Origin of the sequence: Leisingera sp. NJS201, from assembly GCF_004535885.1 — a bacterium.
In the GTDB taxonomy this organism is placed as follows: Bacteria; Pseudomonadota; Alphaproteobacteria; order Rhodobacterales; family Rhodobacteraceae; genus Leisingera.
This window is the reverse complement of sequence record NZ_CP038234.1, coordinates 4,294,851-4,320,959: the sequence shown is the minus strand read 5'-3', so window position 1 is coordinate 4,320,959 and position 26,109 is coordinate 4,294,851. Positions and strand designations below refer to the sequence as shown.

At 63.7% G+C, this 26,109-nt stretch carries 20 protein-coding genes and 4 pseudogenes; 17 read left to right on the top strand and 7 right to left on the bottom strand.

Annotated elements, in window-relative coordinates; genetic code table 11:
- Nucleotides 1-44 precede the first annotated feature (44 nt).
- Nucleotides 45-2,333, top strand: a complete 2,289-nt coding sequence (locus ETW23_RS21395) for a response regulator (RefSeq protein ID WP_134831192.1) — start codon at nt 45-47, stop codon at nt 2,331-2,333.
- 360 nt (nt 2,334-2,693) lie between these two features.
- Here the strand turns inward: ETW23_RS21395 and yaaA are convergent, their stop codons facing one another.
- The 3 genes from yaaA to ETW23_RS21380 form a co-directional block, all read right to left on the bottom strand.
- Nucleotides 2,694-3,458, bottom strand: coding sequence for a peroxide stress protein YaaA (gene yaaA / locus ETW23_RS21390; protein ID WP_134831191.1), 765 nt, complete (start codon nt 3,456-3,458; stop codon nt 2,694-2,696).
- Between the two features lie 30 nt (nt 3,459-3,488).
- On the bottom strand, nt 3,489-5,570 hold the full coding sequence (gene recQ / locus ETW23_RS21385) for a DNA helicase RecQ (RefSeq protein ID WP_205879924.1): 2,082 nt from the start codon (nt 5,568-5,570) through the stop codon (nt 3,489-3,491).
- Between the two features lie 125 nt (nt 5,571-5,695).
- Nucleotides 5,696-5,983, bottom strand: a complete 288-nt coding sequence (locus ETW23_RS21380) for a YggT family protein (RefSeq protein ID WP_129372391.1) — start codon at nt 5,981-5,983, stop codon at nt 5,696-5,698.
- Nucleotides 5,984-6,116: 133 nt separating this feature from the next.
- Here ETW23_RS21380 and ETW23_RS21375 point away from each other — a divergent pair, with 133 nt between their 5' ends.
- From ETW23_RS21375 to ETW23_RS21320, 12 genes and pseudogenes are all read left to right on the top strand, one after another.
- Nucleotides 6,117-6,665 (top strand): acyl-CoA thioesterase, encoded by a 549-nt coding sequence (locus ETW23_RS21375; RefSeq protein ID WP_134831189.1) that lies wholly within the window; start codon nt 6,117-6,119, stop codon nt 6,663-6,665.
- 50 nt (nt 6,666-6,715) lie between these two features.
- Nucleotides 6,716-8,080: an MFS transporter gene (locus ETW23_RS21370; protein ID WP_134831188.1), complete on the top strand. Its 1,365-nt coding sequence runs from the start codon at nt 6,716-6,718 to the stop codon at nt 8,078-8,080.
- A complete protein-coding gene (mepA, locus tag ETW23_RS21365) occupies nt 8,077-8,946 on the top strand; it encodes a penicillin-insensitive murein endopeptidase (protein ID WP_134831187.1) in 870 nt (289 codons plus the stop codon). The genes ETW23_RS21370 and mepA overlap by 4 nt, the downstream gene beginning before the upstream one ends.
- Entirely contained in the window at nt 8,919-9,833 is a 915-nt protein-coding gene (locus tag ETW23_RS21360; RefSeq protein ID WP_129372395.1) for an esterase-like activity of phytase family protein, read from the top strand. The genes mepA and ETW23_RS21360 overlap by 28 nt, the downstream gene beginning before the upstream one ends.
- A 188-nt stretch (nt 9,834-10,021) precedes the next feature.
- A pseudogene (locus tag ETW23_RS21355) lies at nt 10,022-10,656 on the top strand (queuosine precursor transporter).
- A 246-nt stretch (nt 10,657-10,902) separates the two neighbouring features.
- Nucleotides 10,903-11,322 (top strand): alternative ribosome rescue aminoacyl-tRNA hydrolase ArfB, encoded by a 420-nt coding sequence (gene arfB / locus ETW23_RS21350; RefSeq protein WP_129372397.1) that lies wholly within the window; start codon nt 10,903-10,905, stop codon nt 11,320-11,322.
- 67 nt (nt 11,323-11,389) lie between these two features.
- Complete coding sequence (locus ETW23_RS21345; RefSeq protein ID WP_134831186.1) at nt 11,390-12,136, top strand: SDR family oxidoreductase; 747 nt, start codon at nt 11,390-11,392, stop codon at nt 12,134-12,136.
- A pseudogene (locus ETW23_RS21340) lies at nt 12,133-12,467 on the top strand (cupin domain-containing protein); the annotation flags it as partial. The gene ETW23_RS21345 and the pseudogene ETW23_RS21340, both read left to right, overlap by 4 nt.
- Before the next feature lie 153 nt (nt 12,468-12,620).
- Entirely contained in the window at nt 12,621-13,643 is a 1,023-nt protein-coding gene (locus ETW23_RS21335; protein WP_134831185.1) for a P1 family peptidase, read from the top strand.
- Between the two features lie 109 nt (nt 13,644-13,752).
- Nucleotides 13,753-14,214: a cytochrome c family protein gene (locus ETW23_RS21330; RefSeq protein ID WP_129372400.1), complete on the top strand. Its 462-nt coding sequence runs from the start codon at nt 13,753-13,755 to the stop codon at nt 14,212-14,214.
- Between the two features lie 153 nt (nt 14,215-14,367).
- A complete protein-coding gene (idi, locus tag ETW23_RS21325) occupies nt 14,368-14,910 on the top strand; it encodes an isopentenyl-diphosphate Delta-isomerase (RefSeq protein WP_134831184.1) in 543 nt (180 codons plus the stop codon).
- Between the two features lie 78 nt (nt 14,911-14,988).
- Complete coding sequence (locus tag ETW23_RS21320) at nt 14,989-16,245, top strand: flavin-dependent oxidoreductase (protein WP_134831183.1); 1,257 nt, start codon at nt 14,989-14,991, stop codon at nt 16,243-16,245.
- Nucleotides 16,246-16,490: 245 nt separating this feature from the next.
- On the opposite strand, the gene glpK is transcribed toward ETW23_RS21320, so the two are convergent.
- From glpK to panB, 3 genes are all read right to left on the bottom strand, one after another.
- Nucleotides 16,491-17,981 (bottom strand): glycerol kinase GlpK, encoded by a 1,491-nt coding sequence (glpK, locus tag ETW23_RS21315; RefSeq protein ID WP_134831182.1) that lies wholly within the window; start codon nt 17,979-17,981, stop codon nt 16,491-16,493.
- A gap of 67 nt (nt 17,982-18,048) precedes the next feature.
- The gene (gene panC, locus ETW23_RS21310; protein WP_134831181.1) at nt 18,049-18,909 is read right to left on the bottom strand and encodes a pantoate--beta-alanine ligase; all 861 of its coding nucleotides are present in this window, start codon (nt 18,907-18,909) and stop codon (nt 18,049-18,051) included.
- An 8-nt stretch (nt 18,910-18,917) separates the two neighbouring features.
- The gene (gene panB, locus ETW23_RS21305; protein WP_134831180.1) at nt 18,918-19,748 is read right to left on the bottom strand and encodes a 3-methyl-2-oxobutanoate hydroxymethyltransferase; all 831 of its coding nucleotides are present in this window, start codon (nt 19,746-19,748) and stop codon (nt 18,918-18,920) included.
- A 163-nt stretch (nt 19,749-19,911) separates the two neighbouring features.
- On the opposite strand from panB, the gene ETW23_RS21300 reads away from it, so the two are divergent.
- The gene (locus ETW23_RS21300; protein ID WP_134831179.1) at nt 19,912-21,390 is read left to right on the top strand and encodes an ABC transporter substrate-binding protein; all 1,479 of its coding nucleotides are present in this window, start codon (nt 19,912-19,914) and stop codon (nt 21,388-21,390) included.
- Nucleotides 21,391-21,436: 46 nt separating this feature from the next.
- On the opposite strand, the pseudogene ETW23_RS21295 reads toward ETW23_RS21300, so the two are convergent.
- Nucleotides 21,437-22,586, bottom strand: a pseudogene (locus tag ETW23_RS21295) (acetoin utilization protein AcuC).
- Nucleotides 22,587-22,747: 161 nt separating this feature from the next.
- Between ETW23_RS21295 and ETW23_RS21290 the strand changes: the two are divergent.
- The 3 genes and pseudogenes from ETW23_RS21290 to ETW23_RS21280 form a co-directional block, all read left to right on the top strand.
- The gene (locus tag ETW23_RS21290) at nt 22,748-23,695 is read left to right on the top strand and encodes an ABC transporter permease (protein ID WP_134831178.1); all 948 of its coding nucleotides are present in this window, start codon (nt 22,748-22,750) and stop codon (nt 23,693-23,695) included.
- Nucleotides 23,692-24,507 carry an ABC transporter permease gene (locus tag ETW23_RS21285; protein WP_134831177.1) on the top strand — a complete coding sequence of 272 codons (816 nt, stop codon included), beginning with the start codon at nt 23,692-23,694 and terminating at the stop codon, nt 24,505-24,507. Before ETW23_RS21290 ends, ETW23_RS21285 begins: the two co-directional genes overlap by 4 nt.
- Nucleotides 24,504-26,077, top strand: a pseudogene (locus ETW23_RS21280) (ABC transporter ATP-binding protein); the annotation flags it as partial. The gene ETW23_RS21285 and the pseudogene ETW23_RS21280, both read left to right, overlap by 4 nt.
- Between the last annotated feature and the right edge of the window lie 32 nt (nt 26,078-26,109).

Here is a 26,109-nt window from a genome sequence, read left to right as displayed (position 1 = left end):
TGCCGCGCGCTGTTCGTGTTAATGTATTGCCGGAGTGCGCAGGGATGACCCTTGCCAGCAAATTAGCGGAAGAAAGACGCGCCCGGCTGGCCGCGGAACGGCTGCTTGAGCTGAAGCAGGCGGAGCTGTCTGCTGCCAACCGCAAGCTGGGCCGCCATGCGCTGGCGCTGACCAAACGGATCGGCCAGACCCAGGCTGAAGTGGCCACTGTGCGAGACGAAAACGCCAAGGTGAAATCCGACCTCGATACCGCGCATGAAAAGGTTGAGACTGCCGAGCGGCGGCTGTGGCATTCGATCCAGGCATTTCAGGACGGTTTCGCCTTTTTTGATGCTGATGGCAGTCTGATCGGGGCGAACACCGCCTACCTCAATATCTTCGACGGGCTGGAAGAGGTCTCGCCCGGTATCTCCTATGCGCGGATCCTGCAGCTTCTGACCGACGAAGGGCTGATCAATACCGGCGAGCTGGGCACCGATGCCTGGCGCGAAATGATGAGTGAACGCTGGCTGTCGCCTTCGCCCGATCCGGTGGTGATCCAGCTGTGGGATGAACGGTATTTGCGGCTGATCGATCAGCGCGGCCACGGCGGCGATGTGGTGACGCTGGCGCTCGATATCACTTCGACCGTGCAGTATGAAAAGGACCTGCGCGGCGCCCGCGCCCGCGCCGAAGCGGCAAACCGGGCAAAATCCGCCTTCCTTGCCAATATGAGCCATGAGATCCGCACCCCGATGAACGGGGTGGTGGGCATGGCAGAGCTGCTGAGCGATACCGCGCTGGACGAGGAACAGCGGCTTTATGCCAATACCATCAAAAACTCGGGCGAAGCGCTGCTGGTCATCATCAATGACGTGCTCGACTATTCCAAGATCGAAGCCGACAAGCTGGAGCTGCATCCCGAACCCTTTGACCTGGAACGCAGCCTGCACGAAGTGGTGATGCTGCTGCAACCCACCGCGCGGGACAAGGGGCTGACGCTGCTGGTCGATTACGACCTGTTCCTGCCGACCCGCTTTACCGGCGATCCAGGCCGGATCCGGCAGGTGCTGACCAATCTGGCCGGCAATGCGGTGAAGTTCACCAAAGAAGGCCATGTGACCCTGCGGGTGACCGGTGTCTCCTCGCCTGATGACAAACAATGCGCGGTGCATATTTCGATCGAGGACACCGGCATCGGCATCCCGGAAGAGAAGATTGAGCATATTTTCGGCGAATTCAACCAGGTCGAAGATGAGCGCAACCGCAAGTTTGAAGGCACCGGGCTGGGGCTGGCGATCTCCAAGCGGCTTATCGAATTGATGGGCGGCGAGATCTGGGTCGACAGTGAGGAAGGCAAAGGCTCCTGTTTCGGCTTCCGCTTGCCGCTGCCCCTTGAAGGATCAGCAGAGCAGCCTGTGCCGAAGCTGCCCAGCTCGCTGCGCCATGTGCTGCTGGTGGATGACGCGCCGCTCAACAGCGAGATCCTGCAAAAGCACCTGCTGATGCTGGGCATTCAGGTCACCACTGCAGAAACCGCGCATGGCGCGCTTGCCGCGATGCAAGGCGGTATTGACCTGGTCATCAGCGGCCATAACCTGCCTGGGCTGGACGGCGTGCAGCTGGCGAAGGATCTGAAATCCGGTTCCTGGCGCGGGGTGCCGGTGCTGATGCTGAATTCCGGTCCCCATGGCGCCAATGATCCGGAAATCCGCCATCTGGCGGACGGGGTGCTGCAAACCCCTGCACCGCGGGACGATTTTTTCAACCAGCTGGCCAAGCTGGCGGCCAGTGCTGCCGGCCCCGGCTGCGCGGCTCCGCTGCAAGGCCCGGTGACGGCAGACAGGCCGATGGCACCGCAAGCAGGTCTTGAGGCACAGCAGACCGAACCATCCGCCGGCCCGCCGCCGGACCCGGAAATCCGCCGGATGCGGGTGCTGGCAGCAGAGGACAACAAGACCAATCAGCTGGTGTTCAGCAAAATGGTGAAAGAGCTGAACATAGAGCTGAAGTTTGCCAGCAACGGGCTGGAGGCTGTCGAGGCCTTCCAGGCGTTCCGCCCGGATCTGATTTTCATGGATATATCGATGCCAATGATGGACGGCAAGGAAGCCACCGCCAGGATCCGCAGTATCGAGGCGGACACCGGCGGCCATACCCCGATTGTGGCCTTGACCGCACATGCGATGGCAGGCGATTCCGATGGTATCCTTGCGGCCGGCCTGGACCATTACCTGACCAAGCCGTTGCGCAAGGCGCTGATCCACGAAAAGATCCGCGCCTGTGCGCCGGACGGGACACAGGCCTTGGATCAGGACGGCCCGCCTGCCCCAGCTGCCGCCCAAGCACTCTGAGCTGACAGGTCTCTCCCGCCGCCGCCACGCCATGGCGGTCAGTCTTTGAAACAAACTGTTCTCAGGGTGCGCTAGGGCTTCTGCTCTTGGCACAATGCTGTGCTGGGTCCCGGTTGCCGGACGCCGCCAGGATCCGGCTTTTCCGGGTCTTGCCCCACTCGTTTGCAGCGTACGCCCTTTCCGTCACCCGGCCCAAATTTAACAACGGCGAAGCTCTCCCGCGCCCGCAGGCGCACCGGCTGCGCCGGCACCGTCCTTGTGCGGTCTTGGGCGTGGCAGCGCGCAGAGCGCGCTGCCACGCCCAACAGTGAAGGTGCATTCTTTGAATGTGCCGGAGCGGGCGGGAGCCTTTCTCCTGCCTCAGGCGCTGCGCAAAAAGACAGGTTTATCGGGGGCCGACATTGCCGGCTGATACACGTAGCCGCCAGCATCAAATTCTTTGAGGCTCTCCGCATCTGTCAGCCGGTTCTGGATAATGAACCGCGCCATCGCACCGCGAGCGCGTTTCGCATAGAAACTCACCACCTTAGGGGTGCCGTTCTTTTCTTCCATGAACACCGGAGTGACGACCCGCAGTTTCAGCGCTGCTACATCCACTGCGCCGAAATACTCCTGGCTGGCACAGTTGACCAGCACGCTGGCATTTACCGCGTCCGCCTGCGCATTCAGTGCCGCGGAAACCTGGCTGCCCCAGAATTCATAGAGGTTTTTGCCGCGCGCATTTTTCAGACGCGATCCCATTTCCAGCCGGTAGGGCTGCATCGCGTCCAAGGGACGCAGCAGGCCATAAAGACCTGACAGAATGCGGAAATGCTTCTGCGCCCAGGCCATTTCATCAGCATCAAGCGAGGACGCCTCCAGCCCCTGGTAGGTATCGCCGGCAAACGCCAGCGCCGCCGGGCGGGTGGCCGCAGTTGCCGGATCCGCAGTAAACTCTTGAAACCGTGCGTGATTCAGCTTGGCCAGATCTTCGCTGATATGCATCAGCTTCATCAGATCCGCCACGGATTGTCCGCGGGCCACCTCTGCCAGCTCTACCGCGTCGTCATGCAGCGCGGGCCAGGTCATCTCCTGATCCCGTTCCGCCCAGTCCAGCTTCTTGGCCGGAGAGGTCACTACCAGCATATCTGCCCCCTTGATGATCTTGGCGCGACCCTAGCCCGCGCCGCGCAGGACGTCCAGAAACGCCGCCGCGAAACGTTCGGCGCGGCGCTCCCCTAACAGTCTTGTGATCCCCGCCTCATCACCGGCGCGCATCTGCGCCACTTTCGCAAGCAGCGACGCAGAACAGGTGAGCGGTTTCATGGTGCCGCAGTCCCCGCGGGCAAGCTGTGCCTGCACTTCCAGCAGCGAATCGTAAACCGAACCGGACCCGCTCCCGGCCAGCTTGCGCCTTGCGGGATGCAGCTGCTCGGCGGCGCCGGTGATCACGCTCAGGAAATCATCGCCGTAGCGCTCCAGCTTCTTGGCGCCGACACCGTTCACACGCGCCATCTGGTCCAGCGTTTCCGGGCGGGTCTCGGCCATCTCAATGAGGGTGCGGTCGGGAAAGATCACATAGGCCGGCACTTTCTGCGCCTCCGCCAATGCACGCCGCTTGGCCTTGAGAGCCGACAGCAGCGGCGCGTCTTCTTCAGCGACCAGTGCCTTCACTGCGGGACGGCGCTCAGCCGCTTTGATGGTGTCGCGGCGCAGCTCGATCGACTGTTCACCGCGCAGGATCGGCAGGGCGGCTTCCGTGAAGCGGAGCGCGCCGTGGCGTTCCGGATCGGGGCGCAAGAGGTCGTGGCCCATCATCTGCCGGAACACCGCCTGCCATTGGCGCTTGCCGAATTCCTTGCCGCAGCCATAGACCGACAGCTGGTCATGGCGCTTGGCCCGGATCCGCTCGTTGTCAGCGCCCAAAAGGATGTCGATCAGATGGCCCGAGCCGAACCATTCCTCGGTCCTGAGCACCGCTGACAGCGCCTTGCGCACCACAGTGGTGCCGTCGAACACATCCGCGGGCGTGTCGCAGAGGTCGCAATTGCCGCAGGGGTTTGACTCCTCGCCGAAGTAGGCCAGAAGCTTCTGGCGGCGGCAGCGCAGCGCCTCGGCCAGACCAAGCAACGCATTCAACCGGGCATGGTCGGCGGCGCGGCGTTCCGGCGGGGCCAATCCTTCGTCCACCTGCGTGCGGCGCAGGCGGATGTCGTCGGGGCCGAACAGGGTGAGAGTTTCCGCAGGCGCCCCGTCCCGGCCCGCACGGCCGATTTCCTGATAATAAGCCTCAATGCTTTTCGGCAGGTCGGCATGGGCGACCCAGCGGATGTCCGGTTTGTCGATCCCCATACCGAACGCAACTGTGGCAACCACGATCAAGCCGTCCTCGCGGGCAAAGCGGGTCTCAACAACGCGGCGGTCCTCGGCGTCCATGCCGCCGTGGTAGAAACAGGCGGAGTGGCCACCTTCGCGCAGGGCTGCAGACAGGGCTTCGGTCTTGGCGCGGGTGCCGCAATAGACGATGCCGGACTGGCCCTTGCGGGCGGCGGCAAATTCCAGGATCTGGCGGCGCGGGCTGTCCTTGGCGCCAAAGGCCAGATGGATGTTTGGCCGGTCAAAACCGCGCAGGAAGCTGCGCGGGGCCTCGCCGTCAAACAGTTTTTGGACAATCTCTTCCTGGGTTTCCTGATCCGCCGTTGCGGTGAAGGCGGCCAGCGGCACATCCAGGGCGCGGCGCAATTCGCCTATGCGCAAATAGTCGGGGCGGAAATCATGGCCCCACTGGCTGACGCAGTGCGCCTCATCCACCGCAATCAGGCTGACACCGATGCGGCGCAGCATGCCCATCGCAGCCCCCGAGGCAAGCCGTTCCGGCGCCATATAAAGAAGCTTGAGCCGCCCGGCCTCGATCGCCTGCCAGACCGCTTCGGTCTCTTCTTCGGTATTGCCGGAAGTGAGCGCGCCGGCGGTGACGCCCGCCTCCTGCAGGGCGCGGACCTGATCGCGCATCAGCGCAATCAGCGGCGAGATCACCACCGTCACCCCGTCACGCAACAGGGCAGGCAGCTGGAAACACAGGGATTTGCCGCCGCCGGTGGGCATGATTGCCAGCACGTTTTCGCCCGCGGTCACGGCGTCAACGATTTCCTCCTGGCCGGGACGGAAGGCGTCAAAGCCGAAGATCTCGCGCAGGATCGGGGACGCGCCTGTCAGGGCTGGCGCGGCTAACTCTGCCGGGGATGCCGGGGCTGTCATGGGGGCGATGGGCCTCAATGTGGTGGTCTGCTCTTGTTGGCAGGCACAATCCCACAGGAGGTATCAGCCGGCAAGGGCTGCCGCGCAAAAGCCCGGCGAAAGCCGCCGGGCCGCAGATGTCCAGATCAGTAGAACGCCGAGACGTTGTTCACCAGGATGATGCGCAGCGCATAGACAGCGACCAGAACCGCCAGCGGCGCCAGATCAATGCCGCCCATATTGGGCAAGATGCGGCGCACCGGGGCATAAAGCGGTTCCAGCACCCGGTTCAGACCGTACCAGATCTGGCCCACCAGCTGCTGGTGCAGGTTCAGTACCTGGAAGTTGATCAGCCAGCTCATGATCACATGGGCAATGATGAAGAACCAGACAATGTCCAGGATCAGCATCAGAATTTGGAACAGCGAGACCATCTGTAATTCCCTTTTTCGAACAGCCACACAGGTAAGCAGGCGCGGCGAAATGCGCAAGGCTTCCGCGAGGTTGCGGTTGACGCGCTGTAAACGGGTGGCATCACGGGCACAAGCGAAACAGGAGGCCTTGCGCATGTACCCAATATTCCGCCTGATCAAGGATACCGTTCTGGCCAGCCGGATGCCGCGGCTGCCGATCACCGGGCTGCATGTCTCGCACCACATCTGCTGGCCGTGGGATCTGGATATGTGGATGGAGCTGAACAACGGCCGCACCATGACGTTGTATGACCTTGGCCGCACCATGCTGGCGCAGCGGGCGGGGCTGATCGGCGCGCTGAAGAAAAACCGCTGGGGGCTGACGGTTGCGGGATCCTCTGTGCGTTACCGCCGCCGCATCCGCGGATTTGAAAGGTTCGAGATGCGCAGCCGCGCGGCGGGCTGGGATGACAAGTTCATCTATGTCGAACAGTCCATGTGGAAGAAAAACGGCGACTGCGCCAGTCATGTGATGCTGCGCACCGCAGTCACGGACCGCAAGGGCATCGTGCCGCCCGCCAAGGTGCTGGCGGCATTGGGGCAGGACGCTGAAAACTCACCCGAATTGCCCGGCTGGATCAAGGATTGGTGCCAAGCGGATGGCGGCCGGCCCTGGCCGCCGATGCAGGACGGGCTTGCCTAGGCCCCTGCCCGCCTGCCATACCTGAGGGCAACGATAAAAAGAGGCCGGGCATGCAGCAGGTATCCACGCGCAAGCGGATCTGGGGATGGTGGTTCTTTGACTGGGCCAGCCAGCCGTATCAGACGCTGCTGGTGACGTTTATTTTCAGCCCGTTCTTTGCCGCCGTGGCCGCGGATTACTTTATGACCCAGGGGCTGGCGGGCGAGGCGGCCAAGGCGCAGGCGCAGACTGTCTGGTCGCTGTGCCTGACCGTGACCGGCCTGATCATCGCCTTTGGTGCGCCGTTTCTGGGGGCACTGGCCGATATCACCGGCCGCCGCCTGCCCTGGATCATGATGTTTTCGCTGATGTATCTGATCGGTGCCTGGGGGCTGTGGTACATGGACCCTGCGGGAAGCAACCTGTGGTGGATGCTGGTCAGCTTTGGTTTTGGCTTCATCGGCGCCGAGTTTGCGCTGATCTTTGTCAACGCCCAGCTGCCGACGCTTGCCAGCCGCGAGGACGTGGGGGCGGTCTCTGGCTCCGGCTTTGCATTCGGCTATCTTGGCGGGGTGATTGCGCTGTTCATCATGCTGCTGCTGTTTGTCGAACAAAGTTCGGGCAAGACGCTGATCGGCCTTAGCCCCGCCCTGGGTCTGGATGCCGAGGCCAAGGAAGGCACCCGCGCCGTCGGCCCTTTTACCGCCGTCTGGTTTGCTGTCTTCATGGTGCCTTACTTTCTGTGGGTGCAGGACCGCGGTGCCACCGGGCGCAAGGCCAGCCTGGGCAAAGCCTGGCAAATGGTGGTCAAGCTGGTTGCCAGCCTGCGCCACCGGCTGAGCCTTGCAACCTATCTTGGATCGTCAATGTTTTACCGCGACGCGCTGAACGGGCTGTACGGTTTTGGCGGTGTCTACGCCAAGCTGGTGCTGGGCTGGGAAATAACCCAGATCGGCATTTTCGGCATTGTCGCCGCCTTTGCCGCCACTGTCTTCAGCTGGCTGGGCGGCAAGGCTGACCGGCGGCTGGGCCCGAAGCCGGTGATCATCGCCTCGATCCTGGTACTGTCCTTTGTCTGCCTGATCCTCGTCAGCATGTCGCGCCACCAGATTTTCGGCATTGCCCTGGCAGAAGGCTCCACGCTGCCCGACACGGTGTTCTTTGGCTGCGGCATGCTGATCGGCGGCTTTGGCGGCATCCTGCAGGCCGCCAGCCGCAGCCTGATGGTGCGCCACACCAGCCCTGCGGATGCGACCGAAAGCTTCGGCCTTTATGGCCTATCAGGGCGCGCCACCGCATTTCTGGCGCCGGCCCTGATCGGTTTGGCCACCACAGTGACCGGCAGCGCCCGGCTGGGGATCACCCCCGTGATCGGGCTGTTTCTAATCGGATTGGTACTGTTGTTCTGGGTTCAAGGAGAAGGAGATCAGGGTTGAAACTGTTTCTTGCCATATGTTTAGCGATTGCGGGCTTTTGCAGCCCGGCCAGTGCGCAAACCCCGGCCAAGGCCCTGTTCGGGGCCAAGCCCAACGCCTCGCAGCAGCGCCCCGCGCCGTTCGGCTCTTATGCCAAGGGCTGCGTTGCCGGCGCCGCCCAGCTGCCCGAAACCGGCCCGACCTGGCAGGCGATGCGCCTTAGCCGCAACCGCAACTGGGGGCACCCGGCGGCAATTGATTTTGTTCAGGACCTGAGCCGCGTGGCCGCCAAACAGCGCGGCTGGAAGGGGCTGTACATCGGCGACATCAGCCAGCCGCGCGGCGGGCCGATGCTGTCGGGCCACCGCAGCCATCAGATCGGTCTTGATATCGACATATGGATGCGGCCGCCGGACCGGCTGAACCTCAGCCGCAGCGCTCGGGAAAACATCTCCTCAATCTCGATGCGCCGGGCCAAGGGCGCCTATGTGAATTCCAGCTGGACCCGTGCCCATCATGAAATTCTGAAAGCCGCGGCGCAGGATAAAAGGGTGGCGCGGATCTTTGTCTTTCCCGGCGCCAAGGTGCAGATGTGCAAGGATGCAAAGGGCGACCGCCGCTGGCTGCGCAAGATCCGGCCCTGGTGGGGGCATCACTATCACTTCCACGTGCGGCTGGCCTGTCCGCGCGGCGCGCGCGGTTGCGTTGATCAGGCGTCCCCGCCCAAAGGCGACGGTTGCGCCGATGCCCAGCGCTGGGTCAATGACATTCTGAACCCGCCGAAACCGAAACCGGTTGACCCCAACGCGCCAAAGCCTAAACCGAGACGGGATTACACCCTTTCGGACCTGCCCAAGCAATGCGCCGCCGTTCTGCAATCAAACTGATTCTGGCCCTTGCGGCCGCCGCCTGCCTGGCAGCGGCGGGTTATGCGGCAAACCGCCCCGCGGCGGCTGCAGCAGGCAAGGCGCAGCACCTCAGCAGCTATACCTGGAAGCTGAACCAGCGCTGGTTCGGCGGATTCTCGGCGCTCAAGCTCAGTGACGGCGGCAAGTCGATGACCGTGCTCAGCGACCGTGCGACACTGGTGACAACCCGGATCCAGCGCAACCAGGGTCTGATTTCCGGCATCACGGCCCGGCGCGCGCATGAACTGCGGGCCTCCACCGGAAAAACACTCCGGGGCTTTGCCGGCGACAGCGAAGGGCTGGCAGTGGCGGCCGACGGCAGCCGCTATATCTCCTTTGAAGGTGCTGCACGGGTGGCGCGGTACCGCAGCCCCGAAGGCCGCGCCAAAGTGCTGCCGCGCCCCAAGGCCTTTCGCGGCCTGCCGCCTAACAAATCGCTGGAAACCCTGGCCATCGATGCTCGCGGGCGGCTGTATACATTGCCCGAGCGCGCCTTGGACAAACACGGGCAGATCCCGGTCTGGCGCTGGAACGGCCACCGCTGGTCGCGCCCCTTCAGCCTGCCGCCCGTGGGTGGATTTTTGCCGGTGGATGCCGATTTCGGCCCCGATGGGCGGTTCTATCTTCTGGAGCGCGACTTTACTCTGTTTGGCTTCCGCAGCCGGTTGCGCCGCTGGGACATCACCGCCGCCGGGCCGATCAATGAAACGGTGCTGCTGCAGACCCGCGCCCGCACCCATGACAATCTGGAAGGGCTGTCGGTCTGGGCGGATGGAACCGGGCGCCTGCGCGCCACGATGGTATCGGACGACAATTTCCTGCCCTTTCAACGCACCGAAATAGTAGAATACGCGTTGCCCCGCTGACCAGCAGCCCCCGCGCCGCGCCAGCGGCGCCGGGCCCAACCGGGAGTGTGCATTTCCTGAAAAGCGCCCGAACGGGCGGGAGCCGCTGCCCTGCAGCATGCTTGCAGCAGCAGGACGTCCGGTTTAAAGGGCCAGTCTTCTGCCGTAGCAGTTATGATGCCCGCGGCCTTGAAAAATGGATCCGGCCCATGACCCGCTCACATATTCCCGGCATTGCTGCCATGGCCGCCGTCGTTGTGGCGTCCAACATCCTGGTGCAATTCCTGTTCGGCCAATGGCTGACCTGGGGCGCCTTCACCTATCCCATCGCTTTCCTGGTCACTGACGTGATGAACCGGGTCTATGGCACCGCAGCTGCCCGCAAGGTGGTGCTGGCCGGTTTCCTTGCCGGGGTCATCTGCTCGCTGATCGGCACTCAAATCATGCTGCAGGGCGACGGCTTCACCTATCCGGCCGTGACGCTGCGGATTGCTCTTGGCTCCGGTCTTGCCTTTCTCACTGCGCAGCTTTTGGACGTTGCCGTCTTTTCCGCCCTGCGGACAGGCAAATGGTGGCGCGCGCCGCTGGCGTCCACGCTGGCCGGCTCTTCGGTGGACACAGCAATTTTCTTCACCATCGCCTTCTCAGGCGCGCTTGTCTGGCTGGAGCCGGGCAACGATGTCGCCTGGGCCGCAGAGGTGCTGCCGCTGCTGGGCAGCGGCCCTATGGCCCCCTGTGGGTCTCGCTTGCTGCGGCCGATTGGCTGGTGAAACTGTCGCTTGCTCTGGCCGCCCTTGTGCCCTTCCGCATCATCGTGCGTAAACTGACCGCAAAGACCACATGATTTTGTTTTGACATTAACCGAATCTATGGCAGGCTGGGATCACACGAAACATTCAGAAAGGAGGTGCCCATTGTCTAGAGAAGCTATGGAGAGCAGTGCCGGAACAGTTCAGAAGGCGTGCGGCCGAGGCAGCCCTTGGCGCGTATAGATTACTGAATTGGTGCTGACCTAACCGGTGCACCTCCTATCATCTCGAAGGGCTGTTTCCGCGTGTGGGAACGGCCCTTTTCGATTACTGACTGAGCCATGATCCACGTTAACGCGCAAATCACCCTGCAGGATTGGGAACTCACCGAAAGCTTTGTCCGTGCCTCCGGCCCCGGCGGGCAGAATGTGAACAAGGTGGCCACTGCGGTGGAACTGCGGTTCGAGGCCGAACGCTCACCGGCGCTGGTGCCTGCGGTCAAGAACCGGCTGAAACGGCTGGCCGGGCGCCGCTGGACCAAGGAAGGCGCGATCATCCTGCAATGCGACGAGACCCGGTCCCAGCAGCGCAACCGCGAAATCGTACGCGAGCGGCTGGCCGAGCTGGTGCGCAAGGCGCTGGTGGCGCCCAAGCGGCGCATTGCCACCAAACCCACACGCGGCTCGGTCAAGCGGCGGCTGGAGGCCAAGAAACAGCGCGGCGGCCTGAAAGCGACGCGCGGTAAAATCGACCCGGATTGATCCGGCGGATTGCACCCGCCGCCCGCTCCGCCCATGCTGCTGGCAAAACAGCAGGGAGGATAAGAACATGCGGCTGGACGGAAAAACCGCCATTGTGACCGGCGGCGCCTCGGGTTTTGGCGCCGGGATCGCACGCAAGTTCCTGGCTGAGGGCGCCCGGGTGATGATTGCTGACATCAATGGTGCCGCGGCAGCGGAAATGGCCGCAGAGCTGGGCAGCAACGCCACCGCCCGGACAGTGGATGTCTCCGACGGCGCCTCAGTCAATGCCATGGCAGAGGCCGCCCTGGAGGCCTTTGGACAGCTGGACATCCTGATCAACAATGCCGGCGTCACCCATTTGCCCGCGCCGCTGGAAGACATCAGCGAGGAAGATTTCGACCGGGTGCTAGGCGTCAACGTCAAATCCGTCTACCTGACAGCCCGCGCCCTGGTACCGCATATGAAGGCGCGCCAGACCGGCGCGATCCTGAATGTCGCCTCCACCGCCGGTGTCTCGCCGCGCCCCAGCCTCAACTGGTACAACGCCTCCAAGGGCTGGATGATCACTGCCACCAAAACCATGGCCGTGGAATTGGCGCCGCATGGCGTGCGGGTCAATGCGATTAATCCGGTGGCGGGGGAAACGCCGCTGCTGAAAACCTTCATGGGCGAAGACACCCCGGAAATGCGCGCCAAATTCCTGTCCACCATCCCGATCGGCCGGTTTTCCACGCCTGAGGACATGGGCAACGCGGCTTGCTTCTTGTGTTCGGACGAGGCGGGTATGGTGACCGGTGTTGCGATGGAAGTGGACGGAGGACGCTGCATATGAAGACCGTGAACCTGAGCGAAAAACTGGCAATGTTTTCCAGCCATTGGGACCCGCATGTGGTGGCGGACTATAACGGCAACGACGTGATGGTGGTGAAATTTCAGGGGAGTTTCCGTACCATGTTCACGCCGGCACCGATGACTTCTTTCTGGTTCTGGAAGGTGAAATGGTGATGGATATCGAAGGCCAGGCGCCGCAGACCGTCCGCACAGGTGAGCTGTTCGTGGTGCCCAAAGGCATCAGTCACCGCCCCCGCGCCGAGCAAGAATGCAAGGTGCTGCTGATCGAACCCAAGGGTGAGCCGAACTCAGGCGACCCGGAAACTGCAGCCCCAAGCCGCGGATCTGACGCCGCGCTTTCATCTTTCCCCGGGCTCCGCCCGTTCGGCCTTGGAACCCTCCCCCGGAGGGTTTCCATGACAGGCCTCACCCCCCGCCGGAGGCAGCGCGCCCCAGCGCGCTTCATGCAAGAAGGACTTCTCACCATGCTTCCCGGCCCTCGAAATCTGATCACCGATGTCCCCGGCATCCTGGTTGGCAATGCGCAGGATGCGGCGCTGAAATCCGGCACCACAGTTCTGACGGCAGACAAGCCCTTCACCGCATCGGTGCATGTGATGGGCGGTGCGCCGGGAACGCGGGAGACCGATCTGCTGGCGCCGGACAAATCAGTTGCCAAGATCGACGCGCTGGTTCTTTCCGGCGGCTCGGCCTTTGGTCTTGATGCCTGTTCCGGGGTGATGGACGCGCTGCACAGTCAGGGCCGCGGTTTTCCGGTTGGCCCGGCGCGGGTGCCGCTGGTGCCGGGCGCGATCCTGTTTGATCTGCTGAACGGCGGGCAGAAGGACTGGGATGACAATCCCTACCGCGCCTTGGGCCGAGCGGCGTTCGAAGCCGCGGCAGATACCTTTGATCTTGGTACCTATGGTGCGGGCACCGGCGCGCTGACCGCGATGGTCAAGGGCGGGCTGGGATCGGCCTCGCTGGTGCTAAACAGCGGTGTGACCGTGGGCGCGCTGGTGGCCGCCAACCCGCTGGGCGCCGTCACCACGCCGGGTGAGCGGCATTTCTGGGCGGCGCCGTTTGAAATCGGGGATGAATTCGGCGGATTGGGCCCGGACCCATCCGCCGGGCTGGGCCGCAGTCCAGAGAGCCGCAAGCTGGCCGCCATGCAGAAGCTGGGCGGCGCCCCGATGCCGCAAGAGCGCGCCAATACCACCATCGCCATCATCGCCACGGATGCCGCACTCAGCAAGGCGCAGTGCCAGCGCCTGGCCACTACCGCCCATGACGGCATCGGCCGCGCCATTGTTCCGGCCCATGCGCCCGGCGACGGCGATCTGGTCTTTGCCGCCAGCACCGGCACCCGCGCCCCGGAAAACCCGGATGCAGAGCTTGGTTTGCTTTGCCACGCCGCTGCCCTTTGCCTCAGCCGCGCCATTGCCCGCGCTATTTCTCATGCCCGGCCAGAGCCCGGCGACCTGCTGCCCTGCTGGGCGGCGGTATGAATGCCCGCAACTTCCTGCCATGACTTTGATGCGCGTCAAACTGCCGGTTGACACCGCCGGCTATTGGATCATGAGTCAAACCTGCCAACTCAAAACCGGAGCAAGCAATATGAAACCTCTCGTTACAGCCGCCATTTTCGGCCTCCTCGCCGCCCCTGCCTTTGCCGAAGGCGACCCGGCCAAGGGGGAAAAGGGGTTTAATAAATGCAAATCCTGCCACATGGTCGTCTCGGACGACGGCGATGTGATTGTAAAGGGCGGCAAGACCGGCCCGAACCTGTGGGGACTGGCAGGCCGCGCGGCCGGCAGCACCGAAGGCTTCAAATACAGCAAGGACCTGGTTGCGGCAGGCGAAGCCGGGCTGGTCTGGGACGAAGCGAAATTCGTCGGCTTCACCACCGACCCCAAGAAATTCCTGCAGGCTGAAACCGGCAACGCCAAAGCCAAGTCAAAAATGTCCTTCCGTCTGAAGAAGGGCGGCGAGGATATCTTTGCTTTCCTGGCCAGCCACGGCCCGGCGCCGGCTGAAGAACCCGCCGCGGAAGAAAACGCGGAAGCCGCTTCCGAGTAAGGCCGGATTTTCCGGCAGCACGGCCACAAAGCCGCGGCATTTTCGCCGCGGCTTTTCGCGTAATTGCTTTCGTAACCCGCAAAGGTTAGCGGTAGGAGCCAGGCCATCGCAGTTGCGGCAGGCCGCGCCAGAAAAAACCGTCACGGACACAGCATGAGCCACATGATCCCCGCCTGGGTGAACGGCGATTTGACACCTGTTGACAAGCTCGCCGCGCATGAGCGCGGGCTGAAACACAAGGCGGTCTCCGTTTTTGTGGTGAAAGGCGTGGAAATCCTGATGCAGCGCCGGGCAATGGGGAAGTACCACACCCCCGGCCTCTGGGCGAACACCTGCTGCACCCATCCGATGTGGGACGAGCAGCCCTCGGCCTGTGCCGTGCGGCGGATGCAGGAAGAGCTGGGCCTGACCGGCCTCTATCCTGAGTTCCGCCATCACCTGGAATACCGCGCCGATGTCGGCAACGGCCTGGTCGAGCATGAGGCAGTGGATGTGTTCCTGGCCCATGCCCACCGCCCCTTGATCATCACCCCAAACCCGGACGAAGTGATGGAGACCCGCTGGGTCGATTACCATGACCTTCTGGCCGAAGTCAGCCGCCACCCGGAACGGTTCACGCCCTGGCTGAAAATCTATCTGCACAATTATGCCGATGTGATCTTTGGCCCCGACCTGATCATCGGCGGCCGGCGCTGACCATTTACCCTTTCCGCCAGCTTGCTCCCTGCCGCGCGCCGTGGTTATCTGCCCGTGCAATTAGGGAGTATGCTTATTATGTCCATCCTCATCGCGGGCGGCGGCATTGCAGGGCTGACACTGGGGCTGACGCTGCATCAGATCGGGGTCCCATTTCAGATTTATGAGGCAGTCCGCGGCCTGAAACCGCTGGGTGTTGGCATCAACCTGCAGCCCAACGCGGTGCGGGAACTGTTCGATTTAGGGCTGAAGGCAGAACTGGACGCGATTGCTGTCCGGACCCGGCAGCTGGGATTTTACAGCAAGCTTGGCAAAACGATCTGGGAGGAACCGCGCGGTACCCGCGCCGGCTATGCCTGGCCGCAGTATTCGGTGCACCGTGGCGCGCTGCAGATGATGCTCTACCGGACCCTGGTGGAGCGCGCGGGGACGGGCTGTTTTACGACCGGCGCACGGGCGGCAGGGTTTGAGAATACGGCAGAAGGTGCTGCGCTGCTGCTGGCGGACGGGCAGCGGGTCAAAGGATCGTTGGTGGTGGCGGCAGACGGCATCCATTCCGCCCTGCGCGCACAGATTGTGCCGGGTGAGGGCGCGCCTGTCTGGAACGGCCGTATCCTGTGGCGGGCCACCGCCCGCGCGCCTGCCTTCAAGGGCGGCGCGGCGATGGCGATGATAGGCCACGACCATCTGCGGCTGGTCGCCTATCCGATCTCGGCATCAGATGCAGAGGGCTGCGTCGCCATGAACTGGATTGCGGAAAAGAGCTTTGATCCCTCTGCGCCCTGGCGGAAGGAAGACTGGAACCGGCCTGCGGACATCCAGGGGATCCTGCCGGATTTCGAGGATTGGCGGTTTGATTGGATCGACGTGCCAACCCTGATCCGCGGGGCGGAGGTGGTCTATGAATACCCGATGGTGGACCGCGACCCGCTGGCGCGCTGGACCCATGGCAACGTCACCCTGATGGGCGACGCCGCGCATCCGACTTATCCTGTGGGATCGAACGGCGCCAGCCAGGCCATCGTGGACGCACGGGTGATTGGCGCAAATCTGCTGGAACACGGCATCAGCGCCGCCGCGCTCCAGGCTTACGAGGCAGAGGTGCGCCCTGTCACAACGGCGGTGGGCCTCGCCAACCGCGCAGGCGGCGGGCCGGACGGGGTGCTGCAGCGGGTCGAGGATCTTTGCGGCGGCGACTTCGGGGACATCAGCGAGGTGATCCCGCAGGCGGACCTGGCCGCCCATGCCGCCAAGTACAAATCCATAGCGGGCTTCTCCATCGAAGAGCTGAACGCCCGCGCCCCGACCCTCCCGGCAGGCGCGCGCATCAGCTGAGGCCTGCCTGCGGCCAGCCGCGGGTCAAGGGCGGCACAGCCGCCCTGCCGCAGGCACGGTTCACCCTTGAGGCGCGGATGGCCGCTATCACCCTGGAATGGGCGCGTTTAAGGGCGGTTCTGGCCTTAAACCGCTTCTCAGCAAAGGGAAAACGCCGCGCAAAGCGCGGCGCTACGCCCAACTGTGAGGCGCATTCGCAGAATGTGGCGGAACAGGCGGGAGCGGCCCGCCCTGCCCGCCTGACGTCAAACCCCGATCACCGCCTGAACCGCGCGCTGCCAGCGCGCATAAGCCGCCTGCCGCGCCGCAGGCTGCATCAGCGGCGCAAACTGGCGGTCTAGCTTCCAGGTGTCGGCGAACCCCGTCTGATCCGGATAGATCCCGGCCCGCATCCCCGCCAGCCAAGCGGCGCCAAGTGCTGTGGTTTCCTGCATCACCGGGCGGTCGACGGCGGCACCCAGTATGTCCGACAGGCTCTGCATCGCCCAGTCGCTGGCGCTCATGCCGCCATCGACGCGCAGGGTCACGGTGTGGTGGCTGTCGTCCTCCCAGTCGGCACGCATCGCCTCATAGAGATCGCGGGTCTGGTACGCGACGCTTTGCAGCGCGGCGCGGGCAAATTCCGCCGGGCCGGAGTTGCGGCTGAGGCCGAACATGCCGCCGCGGCATTCCGGTTCCCAGTAAGGGGCGCCAAGACCGGTGAAGGCGGGCACCAGGATCACGTCCTGTCCCGGATCGGCCCGCAGCGCCAGCTCGCCCGACTGCGACGCCTCTTCAATGATCCCCAGCCCGTCGCGCAGCCATTGCACCGCGGCGCCGGCGATGAAGATCGAACCTTCCAGCGCATAGGTCGGCTTGCCACCGAGCTGATAGGCGATGGTGGTCAGCATCCGGTTCTTCGACACCACCGGTTCGTCGCCGGTGTTCAAAAGGGCAAAGCAGCCGGTGCCATAGGTGGATTTCATCATTCCCGGCTGGAAACAGGCCTGGCCGATGGTGGCTGCCTGCTGGTCGCCGGCCACGCCCAGGATCGGCACAGCGCCGCCCAGGATCTCCGGGTCGGTGGTGCCGAAATCGGCAGCGCTGTCCTTGACCTCCGGCAGCATCTGCTGCGGCACATCCAGCAGATCGCTGATGGTGCGGCTCCAGCGGCCCTTGCGGATGTCATACATCAGCGTCCTCGCGGCGTTGGTGGCGTCGGTGACGTGCGAGGCACCGCCGGTCAGCCGCCAGATCAGAAAGGTATCCACCGTGCCGAACAGCAGATCGCCCGCCGCCGCCCGCTCGCGCGCGCCGGGCACCATGTCGAGGATCCACTTCACCTTGGTGCCGGAGAAATAGGGATCGAGCAGCAGCCCGGTGCGGTCGGCCACCATCTCAGCCTGGCCGTCCTGGCGCAGCTGCTCGCAAATGGCGGCAGTGCGGCGGTCCTGCCAGACAATGGCGTTGTGAATGGCTTTGCCGCTGGTCTTATCCCAGACCACGGTGGTTTCGCGCTGGTTGGTGATGCCAATGCCCGCGATGTCCGCGGCAGACACATCCAGCTCCGCCATCACCTTGCGGCAGACGGCGATAGTGGTCTCCCAGATCTCTTCCGGGTCATGCTCCACCCAGCCTGCCTGCGGGTAGTGCTGGGTGAACTCCTGCTGCGCGCTGCCCGCGACCTGCATTCCCGCATCAAACAGGATTGCCCGGGTCGACGTGGTGCCCTGATCAATTGCCAGAATATAGGTCATCGGCTGCCCTCCAGTCTCCTCTGACCGGGGAGCATAAACGCAAAAGTGTTACCGCTGCCAGCCCCTACTAAGGATTTAGTTGAGGAACTTCGATATTATCGATCAGCCGGACGCCATTCATCCAGGCGGCGGCCAGCAGACGGGCGGGACGGGAGGGGCTGTCCAGCGCCTCCAGCGTCTGAGCGCAGCGCAGGTCGAAGTATTCCACGTCGCCGAATCCTGCCTCTGCCAGTGTCTGGCGCGCAGCAGTCTCCAGCGGCGCCCAGGCTCCGCCCGCTGATGCCTTGGCGGCGGCTACCCGCATCGCGGCATTCAGCGCTGCCGCCTTGGCAAGCCTGTCCTTTGGCAGCAGCAGATTGCGCGAGGACATGGCAAGGCCCGACGCCTCTCGCACGGTTTCGCAGCCGATAACCTCGATCGGGATATCCAGATCGCGTGCCATGCGGGTCACCACCATCAGCTGCTGGTAATCCTTCTGGCCGAAAAACGCCTTATCCGCGCTGGTTTGCAAAAAAAGCTTGGCCACAACCGTTGCCACCCCGTCGAAATGACCGGGGCGGAATGGGCCTTCCATCACGTCCGTAATGCTGCCGGCGACCGAGACATTGGTGGCGTAACCCTCCGGGTAGATCTGATCCGGGTCCGGGACATAGATCAGATCCACCCCCAGATGTGCAAGCTTTTGCGCGTCGTCAGCTTCAGTCCGGGGGTAGTTTTCCAGGTCTTCCGGCTTGTTGAACTGCTTGGGGTTCACGAAGATGGTCACGATCACCCGGTCGCAGGACTGTTTGGCCGCTGCGGCCAGTGACAGATGGCCCGCGTGCAGCGCGCCCATGGTCGGCACCAGGCCGATGGTTTCGCCGGCACGACGCCATGCGGCTGTCTTGGCGCGCAGATCAGACAGGCGGCGCAGGATCGGTGCGGTCATGTCGGCAGTCATCCTTTGGAGGGCGCCTGATCGGCAAACACATGCTCAGCCGCCGGGAAGCTGCGGGCACGGACCTCGGCGGCGTATTCAGCAATACCAGTTTCGGCCAGCGGTCCAAGATCGGCGTAGCGTTTCACGAACTTCGGTTTGAAGGCGGTGAAAAAGCCCAGCATGTCGTCGACCACCAGGATCTGCCCGTCGCAGCCGGCACTGGCGCCGATGCCGATGGTGGGGATTGCCACTTCGGCGGTGATCTTGTCAGCCAGCTTCTGCGGTACCTTTTCCAGCACCACGGAAAACGCGCCGGCATCGGCCACCGCACGGGCATCGGCCAGCACGGCGTCGGCTTGCGTATCGCGGCCCTGCACCTTGTAGCCGCCCAGCGTATTGATCGACTGCGGTGTAAGACCGATATGCGCCATTACCGGGATGCCGCGCCTGACCAGAAAGCGGATGGTTTCGGCCATCCCGACGCCACCCTCCAGCTTGACCGCGGCGCAGCCGGTTTCCGCCATCAGCCGGGCGGCATTGCGGAATGCCTGCTGCGGGCTTTCTTCATAAGACCCGAAGGGCATGTCGATCACCAGCATCGCCTGTTCCAGACCACGCGCCACCGCCTGGCCGTGCAGGATCATCATCTCCATCGTCACGCCCAAGGTCGAGGTCAGCCCGTGCAGCACCATGCCGACGCTGTCGCCGACCAGCACGAAATCGCAGTGCTTGTCCATCAACCGCGCCATCGGCGTGGTATAGGCTGTCAGGCTCACCAAAGGTGTGCCGCCCTTGCGGGCCCGGAGGTCTTCGGCGTTGGGCGCCTGTTTCTTGGCTGTTGCGCTCATGGCTTCCTGTCCGCAGTTCGAATAGCGCCCGGATTACCAATTAACGCCGCGTGCTTCCAGTGCGCGAAATGCCGCCCGCCCTTGATTACGCTCGGGAAACAGGGAAACTCGTTTCCAATAGGCGCCATTACAGGCCCGTATTTTGCACACAGGGAGATTTCAGATGGCCTTCAAGTCCTTTGTAGTTGCTGCCGGTTCCGCGCTGGCCTTGATGGCGGGCGCCGCCTGGGCCAAGGACAGCGTCACCATCGGCCTGCAGCTGGAACCGCCGCATCTGGACCCGACCAGCGCCGCAGCACAGGCCATTGATTCGGTAGTTTACAGCAACATTTTCGAAGGGCTGACCCGGTTCATGGGCGATGGATCCGTGGTGCCGGGCCTCGCCGAAAACTGGGAAATCTCTGAGGACGGCACCGTCTATACCTTCCACTTGCGTGCGGGCGTCACCTTTCACGACGGCAGCGCGATGGATGCGGAGGACGTGAAATTCTCGCTTGACCGCGCCCGCGCCGAAGACAGCACCAACGCGCAGAAAGCGCTGTTTGAGGGGATCGTGTCGGTGGATGCGGTGAACCCACAGACCGTCAAAGTCACTCTGGACGCGCCGAACGGCAGTTTCCTATTCAATCTGGCCTGGGGCGATGCGGTGATTGTGGCACCGGAGAGCATCGAGGATATCAAGACCAGCCCGGTCGGCACCGGCGCCTTTACCTTTCAGGAATGGGTGCAGGGCGACCGGATCAGCCTGGCGCGCAATACGGAGTATTGGGGCGAACAGCCCGCGCTGGACTCGGCCACCTTTAAATTCATCTCCGATCCCACCGCCGCCTTTGCCGCGATGATGGCCGAGGACATCGACGCCTTTGACAACTTCCCGGCGCCGGAGAACCTGCCGCAATTCGAGGCTGATCCGCGGTTCCAGGTGCTGGTGGGATCGACCGAGGGCGAGACAATCCTGTCCACCAACAACAAACAGCCGCCATTCGACGACGCGCGCGTACGCCAGGCTGTGGCCCATGCCATCGACCGGCAGTCCATCATTGACGGCGCGATGTTCGGCTATGGCACCCCCATCGGCACCCATTTTGCACCGCATAACCCGGCCTATAACGATCTGACCGGCACGTCATCCTTTGATCCTGAGAAGGCCAAGGCGCTGCTGGCGGAGGCTGGTCTGCCTGACGGGTTTGAGACCACATTGCATCTGCCGCCGCCCTCTTATGCCCGCCGCGGCGGCGAAATTGTTGCGGCGCAGCTGGCCCAGGTGGGGATCAAGGCGGAGATCATCAACGTGGAATGGGCGCAGTGGCTGGAATCTGTCTTTCGCGGCAAAAGCTTTGGCCTGACGATCATCAGCCATACCGAGCCGATGGACATCGGCATCTATGCCCGGCCCGAGTATTACTTTCAGTATGACAGCAAGCCATTCCAGGAGCTTATGGCGAAGCTGAACGCCACCACCGATCCGGACGCCCGCACCGCGCTGCTGCAAGAGGCGCAAGAGATTATCGCGGCGGATTACGTCAATGGCTACCTGTTCCAGCTGGCCAAGCTGGGGGTGGCCAAAGCCGGGTTGCAGGGGCTGTGGGAGAACGCGCCCACCGCCGCCATCGACCTCAGCGCACTAAGCTGGGCGGAGTAGCAGCAGGCATACTTTTGCCCGGCGGCACCGCCGGGCCCTCACCGCGCTACAAACTCTGTCTAGCCCGCAAGTAAGCCACCCTCTCCCGGATTTCCCGCCGGACCTCCCCGCCCGCGGCTGGTCGCGCAGCGTGGTGAACCAATGCTCCGGCGGGTTACGGCCCAGACGGTTGCAGTTGAACTGCAGCCCGCGCAGCACATCCTGGCCGGCCCCCGGCAGCCTCTTCGGAACATCAAACCCGTTCAGCGTGGCCCAGACCCCGGTCCAGAGCCGCCCGACCGACCACGGATTATAGCCACCGCCGCCCAGCACCAGATACCGCGGCGCCATCCCCATCAGCGCCCGCACCACCGCCCAATGCGCATTGTTCGACAGGTCCAGATGCGGCAGCGGATCCTCTGACACCGCATCCGCCCCGCATTGCAGCACGATGGCATCCGGTGCGAAATCCTCCACCGCGGGCAGAATCAGCGCGTCGCGGATATGGGCCATCTCATCATCGTTGAACCCGCGCGGCACTGGCATGTTCAGAGCCGAGCCGCCCGCGTCCTCAACCAGCGTGCCTGTCTTGGGCCAGAGGTTCTCCTCATGCACCGAGATCATCAGCACGTCCCTGTCGCCGGCAAAGCCATGCTCCACCCCGTCGGAATGATGCGCGTCGATGTCCACATAGGCGATCCGCCGGGCGCCATGATGGCGCAGGGACAGCATCGCCAGCACCGGATCGTTCAGATAGCAAAAGCCGTTGGCCCGGTCCGGCATCCCGTGGTGGGTGCCGCCCGCCGGGTTGTAGACGATGCCGCCCCTGTCAGCAGCTCACCCGCCAGGATCGATCCGCCCGCGGCAGTGGCCGGGCGGCGGAACATCTCCGGAAACACCGGGTTGGAAATGCTGCCCAAATGGTGCCGCACCCGAACGTCTTCGCTTACAGACTGCGCCGCCTCTGCCGCTTGCAGCGCCGCAACATATTCGGGCGTGTGCCAAACAGTCAGCGCTGCCGGTTTCGCCCGGGGCGAATTCACATAGGCCTGATCCGGCAGCCAGCCCAGCACCCGGGACAGATCCATCACGGTTGAGACCCGTGGCACCCGCAACGGATGCGTGCCGCCATAAGACGATCCGCGATAGATTTCCGATCCAATGAACAGGGGCGCGTCAGCATAAGGCAGTGATAGCCGGTTTCCGCCCGCTGCCAAAGCACATCGCACCGGGGCGGGCCGCCGCTTGCCCGGCGCGGTGCGCATGTTCCGGGCAGGTCCTGTACAACTTCTTGACGTTGCGCGCTTTTATGCTCTGCCGCTCGTTTCTCTTCGCTGCCCACTGGACCGGACCGCCCGGCGCTCCTAACGTGGCGGGCATGTTGCGTTACGCCCTGAAACGCCTGTTGTCGCTGATTGCCAGCCTGGCTGTAGCCTCGCTGGTGATTTTTCTTGTGGTGGAGGTGGCGCCGGGCGATCCGGCCTCCTTCATGCTGGGGGTCAATGCACAGCCCGATACCGTCGCTGCGCTGCGCACCGAACTGGGGCTGGATCAGGGCAAGGCCGCCCGTTACCTTAACTGGGCCGCCGGCATGCTGCGCGGCGACTTCGGCACCTCCTACACGTACCGCACGCCAGTTGCCGGCATGATTGCAGACCGGCTGTGGGTGTCGCTGCCGCTGGCGCTTTATGCGCTGACGCTCTCCACGCTCATCGCCTTTCCGGCCGGCATCTACGCCGCCGCCCGCCGCGGCAAGCCCGGGGACATGGCCGTGATCGGGGCTACCCAGCTGGGTGTCGCCGTGCCGAACTTCTGGTTTGCGATGATGCTCGTGCTGATCTTTGCCATCAACCTGCGCTGGTTCGGAGCCGGCGGCTTTCCGGGCTGGAATGCCGGGCTTTGGACCGGCGTCCATGCGCTCACCCTGCCCGCGATTGCACTGGCGCTGCCGCAGGCTGCGATCCTGACGCGGGTGATGCGCTCGGCGCTGCTCGACATCCTGGCCGAGGATTTCATGCGCACCGCCCGCGCCAAGGGGCTCTCGCGCCGCCAGGCTCTGTGGCGGCATGGGGTCAGGAATGCCCTGATCCCGGTGCTGACCATCATCGGCCTGCAGTTTTCGTTCCTGCTGGCGGGCGCCATCATCATTGAGCAGGTGTTCTACCTGCCCGGCCTCGGGCGGCTGGTGTTCCAGGCGATTTCGTCGCGCGATCTGATCGTGGTGGAATCGGTGGTGATGCTGCTGGTCTTTGCCGTCATTACGGTTAATTTCCTGGTCGATCTTGCCTATGCGCTGGTCGACCCGCGCCTCAGGAGCCGGACATGACCCGCAACCTGATCCTTGGCGGCGTGCTGTCCTCGCTGCTGCTGCTGGCGGCGCTGGTGTCGTTTCTGTGGACGCCGTTCGACCACGCGGCAATGAACATCCCAGCCAAACTGCAAACGCCGAATGCGCAGCACTGGCTGGGCACCGATCATTTCGGACGCGACCTGATGTCGATGATCATGGTCGGCGCCCGCACCTCCATCGCCGTGGCGCTGGTGGCTGTCGGCATTGGCATGGGCGCGGGTGTGCCGCTGGGGCTGGCCGCCGCCGCGCGCAACGGGACGTGGCTGGATGAGGGGATCATGCGCGGCAATGATCTGGTCTTTGCCTTCCCCTCGCTGGTGATCGCCATCCTGATTACAGCCGTCCTTGGCGCCGGCGCTGTCAACGCCATCATCGCCATCGGCATCTTCAACATCCCCGTCTTTGCCCGCATCACCCGCGCCGCCGCGCTGAGCCTGTGGGAACGCGAATTCATCCTGGCCGCCCGCGTCGCCGGCAAGGGCGCGGCACGGATCTCGGCTGAGCATATCCTGCCCAATGTGATGAACCTGCTGATCGTGCAGGGCACCATCCAGTTCTCGCTGGGTATCCTGGCGGAAGCGGGTCTCAGCTATGTCGGCCTCGGCGCCCAGCCGCCCACCCCTAGCTGGGGCCGGATGCTGGCCGACGCTCAGACAATGGTCAGCTTTGCCCCGCATCTGGCACTTGTGCCGGGCATGGCCATCATCCTGACCGTGCTGGGACTGAACCTGCTGGGCGACGGGTTACGCGATTTCCTGGACCCGAAACTAAGGGTGGCACGCGCATGACGCTACTGGATGTCACCAGCCTGTCGGTCAGGATCGGCGCTTTTCAAGTGCTGAAGGATGTCTGCTTCCACATCGAGCCGGGCGAGATCGTGGCGGTCACCGGCGAAAGCGGGTCGGGCAAGTCGATGACCGCACTCGCCATCCTGCAGCTGCTGCCGGACCTTGCGGAGGCCAAGGGGTACATCACGCTGAGCGGCACCCAGTTGCTGGAGCAGTCCGAGACGCAAATGTGCGCCCTGCGCGGCCAGTCCATCGGCATGGTGTTCCAGGAGCCGATGACCGCGCTGAACCCGGTCAAAACCATCGGTGCGCAGGTGATGGAGACGATCCTGATTCACAAGGCGATGCCCCGCAGGCAAGCCGAAGCCCGAGCCCGCGAGGTGCTGGAGCGGGTAGGCCTGCCGGCGGACCGTTTCCCCTGTCGCGCTTTCCGCATGAGCTGTCGGGCGGCCAGCGCCAGCGGGTGGTGATCGCAATGGCCATTGCTTTGCGCCCCAAGCTGTTGATCGCGGATGAGCCGACCACCGCGCTGGATGTCACCACCCAGGCGCAGATTCTGGAGCTGCTGAAGGACCTGGTTCAGGACTATGGCATGGGGTTGATGATCATCAGCCATGACCTGGCCGTCGTCGCGGACCTGGCCGACCGGATCGTCGTCATGCGGAACGGCGGAGTGGTGGAAACCGGTCACACCACCTGGCTTTTGCGCAACATGCGGCATCCCTACACGCGGATGCTGTTTAATGCCTCTCGCCATCAGGTGGCGCTGCCGGACCCGCCCGCCCCCGCGCCGCTGCTGGAGGTCAGAAATGCGGTCCGCGACTACAGAACTCCGCGCGAATCACTGTTTTCCAGTCCCGGCACATTCCGCGCCGTGAACAATGTCTCCTTTATCCTGAACCGCGGCGAACGGCTGGGACTAGTGGGTGAGTCGGGATGCGGAAAATCGACCCTGACACGGGCGATTCTAGGGCTGGAACCACTGCAGGGCGGGCAGATCCGCCTCGATGGAGAGCCTGTTGCGACTCACCTCAACCCGACGATTCGACGGAAAGTCCAGGTTGTGTTCCAGGACCCCTATGGCAGTTTCAACCCGCGTCACCGGGTGGAGCGGCTGATCACCGAACCTTTCCATTTGCTGCCTGATCCGCCAAGCGGAGCGGCACGCGCCGGGCTTATTTCCGAAACCCTCGCCGCTGTCGGGTTGAACCCCGAAGATGCCGGCAAATACATCCACCAGTTCTCCGGCGGCCAGCGCCAGCGTATTGCAATTGCCCGCGCATTGATCACCCGTCCAGAACTGATCATCTTTGACGAGGCGGTCTCCGCTCTCGACGTCTCGGTCCGGGCCCGGATCCTTGATCTGCTGGCGGAGCTGTGCGAGGCCTATGCCCTCACCTATCTGTTCATCAGCCATGACCTGAGCGTGGTGCGGACGATCACCGACCGCTGCCTGGTGATGCAAAAAGGCGAGATCGTCGAGCAGGGCGCAACCGGGGCCATGTTCAGCAATCCGCAGCATCCCTATACCCGGCAGCTGATTGCCGCCGCGCCGGTTCTTCCCGATCTGAATTCGGGGCTGCATGACCCTGTCGCTGGCGC

Coding starts and splice junctions, on each gene's coding strand:
- yaaA (WP_134831191.1), bottom strand. CDS start 3,458: ATGCTGGTAGTGACCTCTCCGGCCAAGAAGCTGGACTGGGCGGAACGG.
- ETW23_RS21395 (WP_134831192.1), top strand. CDS start 45: ATGACCCTTGCCAGCAAATTAGCGGAAGAAAGACGCGCCCGGCTGGCC.
- ETW23_RS21330 (WP_129372400.1), top strand. CDS start 13,753: ATGAAACCTCTCGTTACAGCCGCCATTTTCGGCCTCCTCGCCGCCCCT.
- idi (WP_134831184.1), top strand. CDS start 14,368: ATGAGCCACATGATCCCCGCCTGGGTGAACGGCGATTTGACACCTGTT.
- glpK (WP_134831182.1), bottom strand. CDS start 17,981: ATGACCTATATTCTGGCAATTGATCAGGGCACCACGTCGACCCGGGCA.
- recQ (WP_205879924.1), bottom strand. CDS start 5,570: ATGACAGCCCCGGCATCCCCGGCAGAGTTAGCCGCGCCAGCCCTGACA.
- ETW23_RS21300 (WP_134831179.1), top strand. CDS start 19,912: ATGGCCTTCAAGTCCTTTGTAGTTGCTGCCGGTTCCGCGCTGGCCTTG.
- ETW23_RS21360 (WP_129372395.1), top strand. CDS start 8,919: ATGCGCCGCCGTTCTGCAATCAAACTGATTCTGGCCCTTGCGGCCGCC.
- arfB (WP_129372397.1), top strand. CDS start 10,903: ATGATCCACGTTAACGCGCAAATCACCCTGCAGGATTGGGAACTCACC.
- ETW23_RS21380 (WP_129372391.1), bottom strand. CDS start 5,983: ATGGTCTCGCTGTTCCAAATTCTGATGCTGATCCTGGACATTGTCTGG.
- ETW23_RS21335 (WP_134831185.1), top strand. CDS start 12,621: ATGCTTCCCGGCCCTCGAAATCTGATCACCGATGTCCCCGGCATCCTG.
- ETW23_RS21285 (WP_134831177.1), top strand. CDS start 23,692: ATGACCCGCAACCTGATCCTTGGCGGCGTGCTGTCCTCGCTGCTGCTG.
- ETW23_RS21375 (WP_134831189.1), top strand. CDS start 6,117: ATGTACCCAATATTCCGCCTGATCAAGGATACCGTTCTGGCCAGCCGG.
- ETW23_RS21290 (WP_134831178.1), top strand. CDS start 22,748: ATGTTGCGTTACGCCCTGAAACGCCTGTTGTCGCTGATTGCCAGCCTG.
- panB (WP_134831180.1), bottom strand. CDS start 19,748: ATGAGCGCAACAGCCAAGAAACAGGCGCCCAACGCCGAAGACCTCCGG.
- ETW23_RS21320 (WP_134831183.1), top strand. CDS start 14,989: ATGTCCATCCTCATCGCGGGCGGCGGCATTGCAGGGCTGACACTGGGG.
- panC (WP_134831181.1), bottom strand. CDS start 18,909: ATGACCGCACCGATCCTGCGCCGCCTGTCTGATCTGCGCGCCAAGACA.
- ETW23_RS21370 (WP_134831188.1), top strand. CDS start 6,716: ATGCAGCAGGTATCCACGCGCAAGCGGATCTGGGGATGGTGGTTCTTT.
- ETW23_RS21345 (WP_134831186.1), top strand. CDS start 11,390: ATGCGGCTGGACGGAAAAACCGCCATTGTGACCGGCGGCGCCTCGGGT.